At 58.5% G+C, this 15,257-nt stretch carries 15 protein-coding genes; 10 read left to right on the plus strand and 5 right to left on the minus strand.

From position 1 onward, the window contains the following. Positions 1–16: 16 nt before the first annotated feature. Positions 17–469 carry an Hsp20/alpha crystallin family protein gene (locus tag ACHZBS_RS20660; protein WP_319408413.1) on the minus strand — a complete coding sequence of 151 codons (453 nt, stop codon included), beginning with the start codon at positions 467–469 and terminating at the stop codon, positions 17–19. Positions 470–697: 228 nt separating this feature from the next. Between ACHZBS_RS20660 and htpX the strand changes: the two genes are divergently transcribed. Beyond that, positions 698–1,642 (plus strand): zinc metalloprotease HtpX, encoded by a 945-nt coding sequence (gene htpX / locus ACHZBS_RS20665; protein ID WP_319408414.1) that lies wholly within the window; start codon positions 698–700, stop codon positions 1,640–1,642. 66 nt (positions 1,643–1,708) lie between these two features. Here htpX and ACHZBS_RS20670 read toward each other — a convergent pair whose 3' ends face one another. Continuing rightward, the gene (locus tag ACHZBS_RS20670; protein WP_319408415.1) at positions 1,709–1,951 is read right to left on the minus strand and encodes a hypothetical protein; all 243 of its coding nucleotides are present in this window, start codon (positions 1,949–1,951) and stop codon (positions 1,709–1,711) included. Between the two features lie 122 nt (positions 1,952–2,073). Here ACHZBS_RS20670 and ACHZBS_RS20675 point away from each other — a divergent pair, with 122 nt between their 5' ends. Continuing rightward, on the plus strand, positions 2,074–4,035 hold the full coding sequence (locus ACHZBS_RS20675) for a dynamin family protein (protein WP_319408416.1): 1,962 nt from the start codon (positions 2,074–2,076) through the stop codon (positions 4,033–4,035). Continuing rightward, entirely contained in the window at positions 4,032–5,807 is a 1,776-nt protein-coding gene (locus ACHZBS_RS20680; protein WP_319408417.1) for a GTPase, read from the plus strand. The genes ACHZBS_RS20675 and ACHZBS_RS20680 overlap by 4 nt, the downstream gene beginning before the upstream one ends. A gap of 30 nt (positions 5,808–5,837) precedes the next feature. On the opposite strand, the gene ACHZBS_RS20685 is transcribed toward ACHZBS_RS20680, so the two are convergent. After that, a complete protein-coding gene (locus tag ACHZBS_RS20685) occupies positions 5,838–6,665 on the minus strand; it encodes an aminotransferase class IV (RefSeq protein ID WP_319408418.1) in 828 nt (275 codons plus the stop codon). 288 nt (positions 6,666–6,953) lie between these two features. Here ACHZBS_RS20685 and ACHZBS_RS20690 point away from each other — a divergent pair, with 288 nt between their 5' ends. The 4 genes from ACHZBS_RS20690 to ACHZBS_RS20705 all read left to right on the plus strand — a co-directional run bounded on the left by ACHZBS_RS20690 (position 6,954) and on the right by ACHZBS_RS20705 (position 11,144). Then, a complete protein-coding gene (locus ACHZBS_RS20690) occupies positions 6,954–7,439 on the plus strand; it encodes a GNAT family N-acetyltransferase (RefSeq protein WP_319408419.1) in 486 nt (161 codons plus the stop codon). A gap of 179 nt (positions 7,440–7,618) precedes the next feature. Continuing rightward, positions 7,619–9,538, plus strand: a complete 1,920-nt coding sequence (locus tag ACHZBS_RS20695) for a YgiQ family radical SAM protein (protein WP_319408420.1) — start codon at positions 7,619–7,621, stop codon at positions 9,536–9,538. A 25-nt stretch (positions 9,539–9,563) separates the two neighbouring features. Then, complete coding sequence (locus ACHZBS_RS20700) at positions 9,564–10,709, plus strand: aminotransferase class I/II-fold pyridoxal phosphate-dependent enzyme (RefSeq protein ID WP_319408421.1); 1,146 nt, start codon at positions 9,564–9,566, stop codon at positions 10,707–10,709. Positions 10,710–10,970: 261 nt separating this feature from the next. Beyond that, on the plus strand, positions 10,971–11,144 hold the full coding sequence (locus ACHZBS_RS20705) for a hypothetical protein (RefSeq protein WP_319408422.1): 174 nt from the start codon (positions 10,971–10,973) through the stop codon (positions 11,142–11,144). A 223-nt stretch (positions 11,145–11,367) separates the two neighbouring features. Here the strand turns inward: ACHZBS_RS20705 and dfsP are convergent, their stop codons facing one another. Both dfsP and ACHZBS_RS20715 read right to left on the minus strand, forming a co-directional pair. Next, positions 11,368–12,042 carry a DUF166 family (seleno)protein DfsP gene (gene dfsP, locus ACHZBS_RS20710; protein ID WP_319408423.1) on the minus strand — a complete coding sequence of 225 codons (675 nt, stop codon included), beginning with the start codon at positions 12,040–12,042 and terminating at the stop codon, positions 11,368–11,370. Positions 12,043–12,168: 126 nt separating this feature from the next. Beyond that, the gene (locus ACHZBS_RS20715) at positions 12,169–12,681 is read right to left on the minus strand and encodes a PilZ domain-containing protein (protein ID WP_319408424.1); all 513 of its coding nucleotides are present in this window, start codon (positions 12,679–12,681) and stop codon (positions 12,169–12,171) included. A 222-nt stretch (positions 12,682–12,903) separates the two neighbouring features. Here ACHZBS_RS20715 and ACHZBS_RS20720 point away from each other — a divergent pair, with 222 nt between their 5' ends. The 3 genes from ACHZBS_RS20720 (at position 12,904) to dsrM (ending at position 15,256) form a co-directional block, all read left to right on the plus strand. Next, positions 12,904–13,329, plus strand: coding sequence for an iron-sulfur cluster assembly scaffold protein (locus ACHZBS_RS20720; RefSeq protein ID WP_319408425.1), 426 nt, complete (start codon positions 12,904–12,906; stop codon positions 13,327–13,329). A gap of 194 nt (positions 13,330–13,523) precedes the next feature. Continuing rightward, positions 13,524–14,045 (plus strand): RsbRD N-terminal domain-containing protein, encoded by a 522-nt coding sequence (locus tag ACHZBS_RS20725; protein WP_319408426.1) that lies wholly within the window; start codon positions 13,524–13,526, stop codon positions 14,043–14,045. A 167-nt stretch (positions 14,046–14,212) separates the two neighbouring features. Further along, positions 14,213–15,256, plus strand: coding sequence for a sulfate reduction electron transfer complex DsrMKJOP subunit DsrM (dsrM, locus tag ACHZBS_RS20730; RefSeq protein ID WP_319408427.1), 1,044 nt, complete (start codon positions 14,213–14,215; stop codon positions 15,254–15,256). Position 15,257: the final 1 nt, after the last annotated feature.

Below are 15,257 nucleotides of genomic sequence, written 5' to 3' on the forward strand. Positions count from 1 at the left end.
GCCTGTCGGCAAACCGCTACTCTTCGCTGATGGGAATAGTGTGCACCCTGTCAAGCTTGAGTTTGGCGATCCTGATCTTCAGCAGCCCATTGGTGTAAGTTGACGATACCACCTCCGTGTCCACGGGGGATGGCAGGTAAAGAATACGTTCGAACCGTCCGTACTGGATTTCGGCAAGCCGGAAGGTGCCGTTGGACACCCGGGACATCTCCCGGCGGATGCCGGACACCTTCACCGCCCGGGAGTTGATTTCCAGATCCAGGTCGTCTTTCTCCACCCCGGAAATTTCGGCCCAGATCATAATTTCTTCCGGGGTTTCAAAAATGTCCATCTGCGGCGTCCAAAGGTGTTCCCGGGACGAAAACATGGGATTGACGGGCCGCGGCCGGAATATTTCCTGGATCGTTTTCCCCAGGCCTCGGCCGGTAGGATCAAAATTGCCTCCGAATTTAATTTTGATGTAATCCATGGCATTTCCCCGAAGCTGTTTCCTGTTATTGGGTGTACTGTGGTTCACACGGTTTTGATGACCCGATAAACGTAGCACCGAAACAGGTGGTTGTAAAGTGATGGCGGCGGATTGCCCCGCCCCTGTTGCCTTTGCGGGAATCGGTGTTATATTTCAGGACCCGAATGAGAACGGAGAATCAATCCCTTTTCAAAATGGGGAAATCCTTCCAAGGAGGAAAAGAGGCAAATGGGCAATCAGATAAAGACCATCCTTCTGCTGGCCGTCATGACGGCCTTCATCATGATCGTGGGGAACCTGATGGGGGGGCGTCAGGGGATGATTATTGCCCTGGCGATAGCCGCAGCGATGAACTTTTTCAGCTATTGGTATTCAGACAAGATCGTTCTTAAAATGTATCAGGCCCGGGAGGCGACTCCCCAGCAGGCTCCTGAACTCTACGAAATGGTGCAGACCCTTTCGCGTCAGGCGAACCTGCCCATGCCCAAGGTTTACATCATTCCCAAGGAGGCGCCCAATGCCTTTGCCACGGGGAGAAATCCCGATAATGCCGTGGTCGCCGTCACTCAGGGGCTGCTGTCCCTCATGGACCGGCAGGAAGTGATGGGGGTGCTGGCCCACGAACTATCCCATGTGAAGAATCGGGACATCCTTATCGGTACCCTCGCCGCAACCATGGCCGGGGCCATCATGATGCTGGCCACCATGGCGCGCTGGTCCGCCATTTTCGGCGGCGGGCATCGGGATGATAACAACGGCGGCGGCATGGGCGCCATCGGTATGATCGCCATGTCCATCATCGCCCCCATGGCGGCCATGATCATTCAGATGGCCGTGTCCCGATCCAGGGAATATCTGGCCGATGCCACCGGTGCCCGCATCGCCGGCAGCCCTGAAGGACTGGCCCGGGCTCTGGGAAAGCTGGGGGCCTACGCCAAGCGTATTCCCATGGATGCCAATCCCTCGACGGCGCACATGTTTATCGTCAATCCCTTGTCCGGCAAAAGCCTGCAGAGCCTCTTCTCCACGCACCCGCCGCTGGAGGACCGCATCAGCCGGTTGAGAGGCGTGCGGCCCGACATCCCTGGGTCGCCACCTCCGCCCCCGCCAGAGGGGGGTAATCGCCGGGAGGCGGCCGCCAGGGCCTTCTGGGATAAACTGAAAGGTGAATAGGCCGAAGGCATTCAGGAGGTCAGGGTGGAATTTATCTGGGATTTGGTTGTAGGTGCTTGTAATTTGTTATTTGCGATCAACGGGGTAGGAAGGATTCGCCGGCGTCGGACGGCCGGGAGTGCGCCCGCAGCAGCGCATTGATGTACATGCGGATGCCTCCGCAAGGTCGCCGCGGCATACCCGGCAGCGGTTATCGTCGCACCACTGGCAGGAGAAGCACGTCTTGCACGAATGTTTTTTCTGTATCTGACCGGCATCGTCCGGCACGTATACTTTGCCGGCCAGGCCGGGCGCGTTTATCCAGGCCATGGCTGCCCTCCTCCTCGTTTTCCGCGATAGGGCTAAAGATGGGAACGCGTTGGGGCTTGTCAACCGTTTCATCGCCACCCCAAGTGTGATAGGGATAACTCGGGAAAGGAGAACATTACTCGGTGGACCCACTTTACAATGAAGGCACCATCGACGCGGTGCATACGCTGAAAGGAGATGCCGCGGTCCTGGCCGATCTGATGGCCCTGGATTCGCGGTCGGCCATCGAGGCGTGGAAACAGGCGGTCGACAGCCGCCTGCTCCCCCGGTTGATGCCGGAATTTCCCTTGGTGGCGGCCATCTGCGGTGGCGGCTCCTCGGGGAAATCGACCCTGTTCAACACCCTCGCCGGGGCAACGATTTCCCCCACCGGCGGCCGGGCAGGCATCAACCGTCGAATTCTCATTTCGCTGAACGCTTCCCACCGCAGCACCCCCGGCATCGCCAACGCCCTCTTCGAGCCCTTTGGGTGCCCGCCGCGTCAAATGACGGACATGCAAGAACTTACCACCCCCGGCGATCCGCTGCTGAATTACGGTTCGGGGCTGCCGGTGGGCCTGGCGCTGCTGGACACACCGGATTTCGACACCGGTGCGGGCGGCAGCTACCGGAACCGGGAGATGGCCGAACGGTCCCTTCGGGCTGCCGATGTGATCATCTATATCTTCACCAACGCCAACTACAACAACCGGGACAACACCGATTTTGTCGCCCGCATGCTTACCGCCGTGGGTACCCGCAACTGTTTTCTGGTCTACCGGGCTTATCCCGGTTTCACTGACGGCGAAATCCTCGAACATGCCGGTACGGTGGCCAACAACCTTTATGGCGATCGGGCACCGCAGCATGTGTTGGGCATCTTCCGGGCCGATGAAGACAACCAGGTGGCCGCCGGACAGCGGCCGATGACCCTCTCTTCGGTTGGCGACGGCCATTTTGGCCTCATGGATGCTTTGGCCCGGATGGATCCCAGGCAGGTGAGGGGAGAACTTCACCGGTCCATCTTCAGCGATGTGATCATACAGGGGCAGCGTTTTCTCGAGGAGGCCCGGGAATCCAGCGGACATCTGGCACTTTACCTGGAGGGTGTGCGCACGGTCCAGCAACGTAGTGTCCAGGAGGCCTTGGGGCATCTCCCCATGGACGCGGTGGTTCGTCGGTTCTCGGAGATCTGGCAGGATACCGACCCGCCCCACATCAAGATCATGCGCAAAACCGGGCGTGTGGTGGAAACCCCGGTCAGGATGTTGATGCGGGCCGCCAAATGGATCGGCGGCGGAAAAGGGAGGGACGACGCGTTGCCGGCCGGCGGGGACATGGCGGCGGCCATGGAGGCCGATCTGGTCCGGGCGGCCAATCGATTACGCCAGGCGGCGGTCGATCCGGCGGTTGTGCTCCATCTGTCTGAAACGGATCCGGCAGCCGGTCCGCTGCGTGAAATGGTCCGCCGACTGGCGGGGAAAACCGGGGCCACGTGCCAGGGCACCAATACGGGGATGGTTGCTTTTCACGTTCCCTTTCACCCCGCCCTGGCGGCAACCCAGGCGGACCTGCGCAGCCAGAACTGGTCGGCAGTCGTCGATGACATGCTGGCCCGGAAAGAGACCCTGCTGGGTCTCACCAGTCAGCTGGAAGCCGAGCTGCACCGGCTGGTTCACGACCAGCGCTCCCGCATGACAACCGTCGATCAGATTCGGCAAACCTTTTCGGCCATGCTTAACATCATTCCCGCCACCGCCGCGGTGACCTATATCCTGCACACTGGAGATCCGGTGGGAGCCGTGGGCATCAAGGTGAAGCTGGCCGGACTGTTCGGCCTCAACGATCTGTATGCGCTGGTGGCCATACCGGCTACCGCCGGCATGAAAAAGGCGGATCTGAAGCAGTTGGAAACCCTGCTGGGTCCGGTGGCCCGGGCCTGGCTGACCCATAAATTGACAGCCATCGAAGCGTTGTTTGAAGAGAAGATAACCGGACCGTTGCTGCAACGGGGCCGGGAGATGGCTAAAATTTCCGCCGACCGGATCGCCTCGATGTCTGAAAGCCTGTCCCGCTGCGGCCGTGCACTGGAGAAAACACCATGATGGATGTGCAGATGGCCAGACTGCGGGCCATGGGAGAGCTGGAAACCGTACGTACAGACATTCAGGGGCTGGCCGGGACCCTGGAAGGCCTCGCCTTGTGGCGGCCCGCCGTCGCCCTGCGAAAAGCCTGCGACGAGTCCCTGCTCATGCTGGACCGGCTGGCCGAGCGGTTCGATCGCAAGTTGGTGGTTACGCTGGTGGGCCCGAGCGGTTCGGGCAAATCCACCCTGCTCAACGCCCTGGCCGGGGAAGACCACCTCTCCCCGTCAGGCCACCGCCGGCCTACCACGGAAAACGTGGTGGCGTTTTGCCGGCAATCCGCCGATGCCGGGCAGCTGATAGACCAGCTGGGACCGGAAAATATCAGGATCCACGCCAGCCAGTCGGCCGAGGCCCTGGAAAACGTTATTCTCATCGATACCCCGGACACGGACAGCACCCACCAGGACCGGCATATTCCCATTATTCACAAGGCCATCACCCTTTCCGATGTACTGGTCTGTGTGTTTGATGGGGAGAACCCCAAGCGGCGGGATCACACGGATTTTCTGGCCCCCTACGTGCGGCTGTTCAGCGGAGAGAGTCTGGTGGTGGCCGTGAACAAATGCGACCGGCTGGCGGAATCCGAACTCACCGACACCATTATGCCCGAATTTGCCGGGTATATCCGCCAGGCCTGGTCCGCGGAACCGGCGGCGATTCTGTGTGTCTCTGCCAGAAGCCATCTCAGGGATCCCGGCTGGGATCTCGAGGCCACACCTAAGCACGACCGGAACCAGTTCGACCAGTTGCGGCAGTTGATTGCCGGTACCTTCAACCGATCCGGCTTTTCCGTGGACCGGCGGTTGGAGAACGCCCGGAGCCTGAGGGATTACCTTCAGCAAACCGTCCGCAGCGAAGCGGAAAAGGAAAGAACACGCCTGAACGAGGCCATTGGCCGGATGGCGGCGTCGGAGGACGAGGCCATGCAGCAGGCGGTTGCCGCTTTCCGAGGGGATGGCAACGCCCTGATGCCGGGCATCAACGTCCGGCTTTATCAGCAGCTGGCCCAGCGCTGGCTGGGACCGGTGGGGTGGCTGGTGGCGATCTGGACACGGATTCTGGTCTTCGGGACCGGCATCGCCTCTCTGCTGCGCTTCGGCAATCCAGTCCGGCAGATTGCCGGAGCGGTCTCCGCCGTCAGACATTTTGCGGATTCCAAAAAGGCCATGGATGCGGCGGACCGCGGGTCGGGAGCAGGCATGGCCCTGCACCGCTACGACAGCGCCATCGCCCGCGGGTGGCCCGATATTGCCGAGGCATTGATCAAGGCCCGGTTTGCCCCTTCGGTGCGCGAGGCTCACCATGCACCGGGTTACGGGGAGGAGATCGGAGAGCGCCTCTCCCAAATCTGGAACGATGCCCTGGAAATTGAATTGGCCCAGGCGGGCCGGCGGTTGAGCGGCGGACTGCTGCAATTGATATTCAACCTGCCGGTGCTGGGTGTCCTGGGTTATGCGGGGTGGTTGACAGCCGGGAACTTTTTTTCGGGCAGCATCCTTTCAGGTGATTTCTTCCTGCACGCTTTCTGGACCATTGCTCTCGTTCTGTTGCTCAGTTTCTTTCTGCTGCAGGGGGTCGTCCGCCTGGCGGCGGGAAAGGAGCGCCTGCTGGAACGCATATTCTCGCGGGTAAGGGAAGCGGTGGACGGGCAGCGGCGTCTGTCTGAGAATCCGGTGTGGCAGCAGGCGAATAGGATTATTCGACTGGGGGATTGGGGAATTGGGGGATAGGGCAATTCCAGCATCCCTCAATTCCCAATTTCATCGTTTCTCCGTGTGACGCTTCATTTCCGCCATGAGCTGCCGGGTCCGCCGGCCCGGCCGTCCATCGGCAATGACCCCGTCATCCACCTGGATTACCGGCACGAGCCCCTTGCTGGTCCCGGTGATAAAGACCTCGTCGGCGGACAGCAGTTCGGAGCGTGAAATGTCCCGTATGTCGATCGGGAAAATCCCCTGGGCCAGTTCCAGCACCACCTTGCGGGTCACGCCTGACAGAATGCCTCGTCCGGGCGTCACCAATTTGTCCTGAATAAAGGCAAAAATGTTGGAGGTGGTGCACTCCAGGGCCAGACCGTTGCGGTCGATATACAGGGCTTCGATGGCGCCTTCGGCAGCGGCTTTTTTCAGGGCCAGGCTGGCCGAGATGTAGTCGATGCTCTTGGCTCCGGGAATCGGGCGTTCCACCTCCCAGGAGATGATCTTTACTCCCTGCGTATACCAGCTTTCGGGCAGCTTGGGCACGGGGGAGACCAGCACCAGCAGGCGGGGGCGACCCGACGGATTCATGAAATCCTTGCTGGAGCCGCCGGTGACCACGATGCGGATATTGGCTTCGGGGATATCGTTTTTCGCCAGGGTCTGTTCCACCACCTTGGCGATATCGCCGTGGGACCAGGGCAGGCTGAGCCCGATTTTCAGGGCCGAAGTCTCCAGCCGGTCGATGTGGGCATCTAGGAAATAGGGCCTGCCGTCATAGGTGCGCAGCAGGTCGAAGACACCGATGCCGCGCAGGATGGCCAGGTCGTCCACGGGAATGACCGCCTGTTCCGCCGGCACGAATTGACCGTCAATATAATAGATTGGCACAACACCCTCCCAATGGTTGTGGACTTAACGGGAAAATGATTTTTACCTCCTGTTACACCATTGCCTCTCGGGGCTCAAGGGATAAGATGGGTATACGGACAGGTCACCGAAATTGAGGAATTGCCGATTGAGGGGTGGGGGCATTCATTGGTTACGTGCAGATAAGAAACCCGGTTTTTTATCCAGGAAATGTCCTGCTCGTTTTGACAGGTCGGTAAAATCGCGCTATGGCTCCGCGGATTTCGAAAACCAAATAAAAAGCATGAACACTCAGGAAAGATAAGCACAATGGAATCGGTTGAAATTGTCGAAGCAGATCTGAACCGCAAGGATCACCGCGAAGCGGTGGTCGACCTAATTGATGCCTACGCCATGGACCCCATGGGAAACGGCGGGCCCTTGCCGGGCGATGTCAAGGAGGCTCTGATCCCAGGGCTGAAAAAACACCCCACTACCTTGATTTTTTTGGCGTATGTCAACGGCGAGGCCAGGGGCATTGCCGTTTGCTTCATCGGGTTTTCCACCTTCGCGGCCCGTCCGCTCGTCAATATTCATGACCTGGCTGTTCTGCCGGGACACCGCGGCAGCGGGGTCGGCCGGCTGCTTCTTGCCGGGGTTGAGCGCAAGGCCCGGGAGATGGGCTGCTGCAAGGTCACCCTGGAGGTCCTGGAAAACAACCGCCGGGCCCTTAAGGTCTATGCTGCGGCTGGCTTTGCACGGGCGACCTATACGGAGGAAGCAGGCGGGGCATTGTTTTTTGCGAAGAAGCTTTGATCAGTGAACGGTGATCAGTGATCAGTGAACCGAAAAATCAAATTCCAAAGTCCAAGCTCCAAACAAATTCCAATGTCTGAAATTCTAAAATCCAAACCGTCGGCCTGGAACCTTGTTTGTGATTTTAAGATAGTCAGGATGTCCCGCATCTGTCATGCCAAACAAGGAACACCAACACAATGAGTGAGTTCCTGCCAGTCTCCCGATCCGACATGCAGCAACGCGGGTGGGACGAACTCGATGTCATCCTGATCACCGGGGATGCCTACGTGGACCATCCGGCATACGGGGTGGCCTTGATCGGCCGCGTGCTGGAATCTCATGGCTACCGCGTGGGCGTTATCGCCCAACCCGACTGGCGGACCGCCGAAGACTTCACGCGCCTGGGGCGGCCGCGGCTGTTCTTCGGCATCACCTCGGGCAACGTGGATTCCATGGTGGCCAACTATACGGCCAACAAGCGACCCCGTCAAAAGGACGACTACGCACCGGGCGGCAGGGCCGGCCTGCGGCCCGACCGGGCCCTGATCGCTTACGCCAACCGCGTTCGCCAGGCCTTCAAGGATGTACCCGTAGTGGTCGGCGGCATGGAGGCCAGCATGCGCCGGCTGGCCCACTATGACTTCTGGGATAACCGCATACGGCGCTCTATACTTTTCGATGCCCGGGCCGACATTCTCGTATACGGCATGGGCGAAAACCAGGTGCTGGAGATCGCCCGCCGGCTCTCCGCCGGGGAGGCCATCCAGACGCTCGATTTCATTCCGGGCACGGCGGTCATCCGCAAGGACCCGGCCTTTTTAGACGAACTTGTCACCATTCCCGCCTGCGAGGCGGTTGCCGACAGCCACGAGCAGTTCAACCGCGCCTTCCAGCTGTTTTACCGCGAGCAGAATCCCGTCACCGCCCGGCCGGTCGTTCAGGCCCACGGGGACCGTTATGCGGTGGTTTATCCGCCTCCCATGCCGTCTTCCCCGGCAGAACTGGACGCCATCTACGAACTCAACTACCGGCGGGTCTGGCATCCGATCTACGATGCCGCCGGTGGTGTCCCGGGGTTGGAGACGGTGCGTCACTCTCTGGTGACCCATCGCGGCTGCAGCGGCGAGTGCAACTTCTGCTCTCTTTATTTCCATCAGGGGCGCATGGTTCAGAGCCGTAGTGCCGATTCCATTGTGAGTGAAGCCCGGCGGCTGGCCCGGGATCCGGCCTTCCGCGGCACCATCACGGATATGGGCGGCCCCACGGCCAACCTGTATGGGGCCGACTGCCCGCGCTGGGCCAAGAAGGGGTTCTGCCGCAACAAGCGCTGCATGGCCCCCCAGACATGCCCCAGCCTCGATCCCGGGTATGGCAGGAGTCTGCCCCTGTACCGGCGCATCCGGGAGATTCCGGGGGTCAACCATGCCTTCATCGGCAGCGGGTTCCGCCACGACCTGTTCGTCGGCAGTCAAGCCGATGCCTGTCTGGAGGAGTTGTGCCGGTTTCATGTCAGCGGCCGGATGAAGGTGGCGCCGGAGCACATATCCGACCCGGTGCTCGATGCCATGGGCAAGCCGCGCAAAGAAACCTATGATGCCTTCGTCAATCGATTCAACCGGATCAACCAGCGACTTCCCTCGCGGCGATATCTGGTCAACTACTTCATCAGCGCCCATCCCGGTTCAACCCTGAAGGATGCCTTGGAGATGGCCCTCTATCTGATCCAGCGGGGGATACACCCCGAACAGGTCCAGGATTTCATCCCCTTGCCCCTGACCCTTTCCGGTGCCATGTACCACACGGAAAAAAACCCCATTACCGGTCAGCGCATGCATGTGGCCAAGACATTTCGCGAAAGGAAGATGCAGCGAGCCCTGGTCCAGTACCGCAACCCGTCCAACCGGCAGCTGATCCGCGATGCCTTGAAGGAATTAAAGGCGGAACATCTGACGTCTCTGTTTTTCAAGGCCGCTGCGGGAAAATTGTCACAACGGTCCAGGGGGGCTGGCGGCGGAAAAGCGGGTCGTACCGGTTCCGAGCCAGCGCCCCCGGTCAACACTGCCGGACGGCGAACCGGAAAATCCGGAAAGACGGCACGGACCCGACCCCGCCGATAATCTGAACAAACCCAAGGAAAATCCTATGGAACTGCCCGTCTTCAAACTGGAACGCTACTTCGCGCACTATGAGTTCAAGGTTCGCCATCTGCTGTGCAGTTCGGATTGTGAATCGGTGACCGTCAAGGATCTGCTTGCTCTTGAAGCGGGGGCCGGGGACGCCCTTGAAAACCTTTGGCTGGGCTACACCGAGTCCCCGGGAGCACCGGCACTCAGGCAGGAGATTTCCCGTCTTTACGATACCATCGGGCCTGATCAGGTGTTGGTGCACAGCGGCGCCGAAGAGGCCATTTTTCTGTTTATGCATGCCACCTTATCCCCCGGGGATCATTTGATCGTTCATTGGCCCTGCTATCAATCCCTTTACGAGGTGGCGCGCAGCATCGGATGTGAGGTGACCTTCTGGGAGGCCCGGGAAGAACAGGGCTGGTCCCTGGATCCGGATGATCTGGCGGCTCAGATCAGGCCGCAGACGCGCGCCGTCATCATCAACACCCCCCACAATCCCACCGGCTGGCTCATGCCCCGGGATGAGTTCGTTCGGATGAACCGGATGCTGGACGAACGGGGCATCCTGCTTTTTTCCGACGAAGTGTACCGGGAGTCTGAATATTCGGCTGACGATCGTCTCCCGGCCGCCTGCGATCTCAGCCACCACGCGGTATCCCTGGGCGTCATGTCCAAAACTTACGGTCTGCCGGGCTTGCGCATCGGCTGGATCGCCACGGGCAACCCCGAGATTGCCAACCGGATGGCGGCGTTAAAGGACTACACGACCATCTGCAACAGTGGTCCCAGCGAGTTCCTGGCCGAGATCGCCCTGCGGCACCGTGACGCGTTGATCCGGCGCAACCTGGAAATTATCACAACCAACCTGACGATCCTGGACGAATTTTTCCAACGCCATTCGACCCTCTTTTCCTGGGTGCGGCCCACGGCGGGACCCATCGCCTTCGTGCACCTGACCGACGGCGAGGTGGACGCCTTCTGCCATGAGTTGGTCAATAAAAAGGGGGTGCTCCTGTTGCCCGGCAATCTTTATGGGGACAGGGGCAACCATTTCCGCATCGGATTCGGCCGGCGGGGCATGTCGGCGGCTGTAGCAGCGCTGGAACAATTTGTCGGTTCCAGGAATCCAAATGCCCCGGAATCATCCAGCCTGGTTGAATAGGGCCTGGGAATTATTTTTCTGCTATGAAAAAATTGTTCCACGAATTGTGGCTTGTTTTTCATCCCGGCCGTCCGGCCTAAAAGAACACAATCCGTAACCTATCGAATCTGTTGAAATAGGTTGGGTTGGCGATTATGGGTATGCTTATTGCAGATTTTCTGAATAACTGTTGCGAATCGCAGGCATAATGGCAGCGACAATCGAAACGAAACCGGCCTGTATGGCGTTTGCCGGCACCGGCAGGAATAGACAGGAAACTTAATGTACGCAGCTCATGCAATCGCACCGAAAAAAATTAATCTCATCGACAATGGCGGACGGCGTTTTGGCGATGATCGGCGCCTATATTCCTACAATGGCCACCTTCCCGAACGCCGGTCCGGCGATGATCGCCGATCCGGTCTGGACCGGAGAAGCGAATTGCGATCGGCCTGATCGTCATTGGCCTTTCCGGTGACCTGCGCGGCCCTTGTACCCATCCATTTTGCATGCCGAGAATGCCTGGTCGTTCAGCCTCCCCGCGCTGCCTCCGATCAGGATTGGGCTTGTCCGATCGAAAGACATCAAGTGACAAACGGTTACCAGTTCTGACCGGGGTAGTCGAAGGGGACGATTATCCCCAGGGGGGTGTCTTTTCTTTCGGTATGCCCCGGCGATTTTAACCGTCAGCGTCGTTTTGCGTTTTCTTCAGCGCTGCAACCAATGCGGCGCGATGCAGATCGGCAGCCAGGTGGACCGGGCTCTTGCCCCAGATGGGGTCCCAGTTGGACGGATCGGCCGTGCAGAAAAACTGGGTATCCAACCCCATGCGCACCGGCGCCTCTTCAACGCGGTGTCCCCTCATGCGGCGGGCCGCCTCCCAAGTGGCTCCGCAGGGGGCTCCGCGGCGTACGGTGACTTCACCGATCTTCCCATTCTTTACCGTGACATCGAATTCCGGCGCACCAAAGCACCGGCTGTAAGGCTCAAGCTCCCGGTGCCGAGCCAGGGCACAGCAGACCGGTGGCGTATGGGTACCGCCCACCGTGGTTTTTTTACCGGAGGCTACCACGGGGATGCCCATCCGCTGGCACATCAGGGCCAGGTCGTGGGACAGGTCGGGGTGTTTGAGAAAATCCAGCACCAGGTCTGCCGAGATGGAGTCCGGCAGGTATTCGGAGGCGTCATCCACCACCGGTGGCAGGGGCTGGTCGATGGTGATCAGGGTGATGTCGAATTGATTCCGGCCGTACCGCTCGATCCCCTTGACCTTGCTTTCACCCCGGCCGCCTTCCTGGAAGACCAGGATCTTCATGGGACGATCGATTCCGCAGGTGTTATGTTTTTCATTCATGGCTGGCTGTCCTGTACCGTATCGGTTCGAAGGGTTTCTTTAAGGGTGTTGGTTTGCATGCCGCAGAATTTTGACGGATACCACTGAAGTCGACCGGGGGCAAGGAATTCTTTCTCCCCGCGGCCATTAGCTTTCGTCGCTGGCGGTCATCGCCTTTTCCTCTTCCACAAGCAGTGCCGTGCCGATGGGATCTACAAACTGGAAGATCACTTCGCCTTCCTCTCTTCGCATCACGATGGCTTTGAACCGGATCCGGCCGCCGCTGATCAGATGAATTTCTCCGTTGATCTTCTTTTTAAATGGGGTGGACAAGCTGGCGCGGACGCGCACACCGCCTTCGGAAATATCGACTACCGTGAATGCAGTGCCGGCGGTTTTCATGACCGGACAATGGGATTCAGGGTAGCGGACCCGCATGGCCATCCGTTTGACCAACCCGTTGTCTGCGATGTTGTCCGAAACCGATCTCGGCATCGGCCGGTTCGGAAAAAAATGGGCCAGAATGTTGATAAAAGGTACAGACATCAGCAGAAAGAGCAGGAAAATGACCAGGGCGCCCAAGTCCAGCCCCCGGATGAAAAAGATGGCCAGAATAATGCCCAGCTGGGCGGTATTGGCGATAATGGCGGCTATTTTCATAAACGGACATCCTTCATCCTGAGTTTTCCGGATGGCTGACGGAGGGAAACAGGTGGCTTTTCCCGCTGGAATATTTCAGGCCTATAACATTAATAGGTAAACATCGTAAATGGTTAAGTTGGCTATCACAACCCGTATTGACAAAGTTGACGACGGCTTTTATGATCCGTCACCCTCATCGGTCATGAACCGACAGGATTCAAATTTAGGAGATCTGAACTCGTGAACGCGGAAAAGGAAACATCGGACTTCTGGCAGGACCACTCGCTTAACTTTCTGGAGATGGCTTTTCGCACGGATCGCCGGGAACGGCTGGATAAACCGGACGGATATGGAAAAAAGACCGGTGACTGCGGTGATACGGTGGAGTTTTTTATGAATCTCGACGGGGACCGCATCGTTTCCCTGTCTTACGACATCAAGGGCTGTCTCCATACCAACGCCTGCTGCAATACCGTGGTTGAACTGGTGGAAGGCAAGCCGGTGGACACCGCCTGGGAGGTTACCCCGGAACAGGTGGCAGGATTCCTCGAGAGTCTGCCCAAGGATCATTTCCACTGTGCCGAGCTGGTGGTGGGGACATTGTATCTGACTCTGTCCAACGCCCGTGAGAACCGACGTTCCCCGTGGAAAAAATTGTACGGTTGACCCCCGTGTCCCAGTGGCGCGGCGCCTTATTTGTCCTTGACAGAAAAGGGCAAGTTGACTATAGGTTCGACCTTGAATTCGGTTGATTTATAACCGTTGCCCAGTATTTCCACTGCAACCCTCCGAACCGACAAGTTGAGGTTGATATTGCGGCACCCGTGCGCGGTTCGCGGGGCCTTCAGGGTGAACCGTAGATGAGTTCAGCACAATCACTAGCAGCCAAAAAGCAGGAGATCCTCAAAGGCTGGTTTCAGGCGACGGTTGACTCCTACCCGCCCGATACGGCCCAATTTCTCAAGAACCAGAAAGATCCCTTTGCCAATCCGGTGGGGCAGACCACCCACCAAAGCCTCGATGCCCTGGTGGATGCTCTGATCACCGGCGCCGGGCGCGACGTGATGACGGCAGCCCTCGATCCAATTCTAAGAATCCGTGCCGTTCAAAGCTTTACGCCCTCTATGGCAACAAGCTTTGTCTTTTCCCTGAAGCAGATTATCCGGCATCATCTGCCGGGTGGCGGCCGTGGCGCAGGGGGGGATATGAATGACATTGACCGGCAGATCGATGAAATGGCCATGGCGGCTTTCGACATTTACGTGGCTTGCCGTGAAAAAATATTTGAACTTAAGGCGACCGAATCCAGAAAACAGTTTTTCGGTTCGTTGAAGCGAGCAGGATTGATTGTTGAAGCCGAGGCAGACGGGCCCGGTTTCTGAAACTTTCCCTATAACCTTTCGATTCAGGCATCCGGCAGTGGCTCTGGATCAGCCGTGCCCTTTTTTACCGGGAGCCTCCGATGTTGCCTCTGGCATCGGTGCGGCTACGGCAGGGCGGTTGCGGCGGATTCCGACCTGACCGACGCCAAGGAGTGAGGTGCGGTTCGATGAACAAAAATTACATGGTTAGCCTCATAGCGGTTATCGTGCTGTTCCTGATCGCCTATGTGGGTACGCAGCAGGGGGCGGGTCTGCAAATGGTTTTCGGCATCATTTTGCCCTATCTGGCGGTGGTCCTGTTCGTTGTCGGGTTTTCCCGCCGCGTGATGAGCTGGTCCCGGTCGGCAGTCCCATTCCGGATTACCACCACCTGCGGCCAGCAGCCATCCTTGCCATGGTTCAAACAGGCCAAGATCGACAACCCCTCGTCCACCTTTGGCGTCATCGTGAGGATGTTCCTGGAAATCGTCTGTTTCCGGTCCCTGTTTCGCAACACACGCATGAAACTTGCCGGCGGCACCAAGATGACCCACCAATTGGAGCTTTTTCTCTGGGTCGGCGCCCTAGCCTTTCACTACGCCTTCTTTGCCGTGGTTGTGCGGCACCTTCGGTTTTTCACCGAACCGGTCCCGTTTTTCGTCACCTTGATCGAGCAGGTGGACGGCTTCATGCGCATCGAAGTGCTTTACGATGCCGTTCAGGCGGGTCTTCCCGGTGTCTATATGTCCGGACTGGTCCTCCTGGCCGCTGCGTTTTATCTTTTCCTGCGACGGGTATTCATTCCCCAGGTACGTTATATCTCTCTGGCCAATGATTTCTTTCCCCTGTTTTTGATCATGGGGATCGCCCTTTCCGGGATCTTCATGCGTTATTTCACCAAAGTGGACATCGTTTCCATCAAAGAACTGACCATGGGCCTGGTCACTTTCCGGCCCACGATTCCCGAGGGTGTCAGCAGCCTGTTCTTCGCTCACATTTTTCTGGTCAGCATCCTTCTGGCCTACTTTCCGTTCAGCAAGCTGATGCATCTAGGCGGGATATTTCTCAGCCCCACCCGGAATATGACCGGCAACACCCGGCAGGTCAGGCATGTGAACCCCTGGAACCATCCGGTCAAGGTGCACACCTATGAAGAGTACGAAGACGATTTCAGAGAAAAGATGGTCGAAGCCGGCCTGCCGGTCGTTAAAATGCCCGAAGAACAGGCGTAAG

This window comes from uncultured Desulfosarcina sp. (genome assembly GCF_963664155.2).
In the GTDB taxonomy this organism is placed as follows: Bacteria; Desulfobacterota; Desulfobacteria; order Desulfobacterales; family Desulfosarcinaceae; genus Desulfosarcina.

What these genes read in the sequence shown, in the direction of transcription:
- ACHZBS_RS20660 (WP_319408413.1), bottom strand. Translation starts at nt 469, where the DNA reads ATGGATTACATCAAAATTAAATTCGGAGGCAATTTTGATCCTACCGGC.
- htpX (WP_319408414.1), top strand. Translation starts at nt 698, where the DNA reads ATGGGCAATCAGATAAAGACCATCCTTCTGCTGGCCGTCATGACGGCC.
- ACHZBS_RS20670 (WP_319408415.1), bottom strand. Translation starts at nt 1,951, where the DNA reads ATGGCCTGGATAAACGCGCCCGGCCTGGCCGGCAAAGTATACGTGCCG.
- ACHZBS_RS20680 (WP_319408417.1), top strand. Translation starts at nt 4,032, where the DNA reads ATGATGGATGTGCAGATGGCCAGACTGCGGGCCATGGGAGAGCTGGAA.
- ACHZBS_RS20690 (WP_319408419.1), top strand. Translation starts at nt 6,954, where the DNA reads ATGGAATCGGTTGAAATTGTCGAAGCAGATCTGAACCGCAAGGATCAC.
- ACHZBS_RS20695 (WP_319408420.1), top strand. Translation starts at nt 7,619, where the DNA reads ATGAGTGAGTTCCTGCCAGTCTCCCGATCCGACATGCAGCAACGCGGG.
- ACHZBS_RS20700 (WP_319408421.1), top strand. Translation starts at nt 9,564, where the DNA reads ATGGAACTGCCCGTCTTCAAACTGGAACGCTACTTCGCGCACTATGAG.
- ACHZBS_RS20705 (WP_319408422.1), top strand. Translation starts at nt 10,971, where the DNA reads ATGTACGCAGCTCATGCAATCGCACCGAAAAAAATTAATCTCATCGAC.
- dfsP (WP_319408423.1), bottom strand. Translation starts at nt 12,042, where the DNA reads ATGAATGAAAAACATAACACCTGCGGAATCGATCGTCCCATGAAGATC.
- ACHZBS_RS20715 (WP_319408424.1), bottom strand. Translation starts at nt 12,681, where the DNA reads ATGAAAATAGCCGCCATTATCGCCAATACCGCCCAGCTGGGCATTATT.
- ACHZBS_RS20725 (WP_319408426.1), top strand. Translation starts at nt 13,524, where the DNA reads ATGAGTTCAGCACAATCACTAGCAGCCAAAAAGCAGGAGATCCTCAAA.
- dsrM (WP_319408427.1), top strand. Translation starts at nt 14,213, where the DNA reads ATGAACAAAAATTACATGGTTAGCCTCATAGCGGTTATCGTGCTGTTC.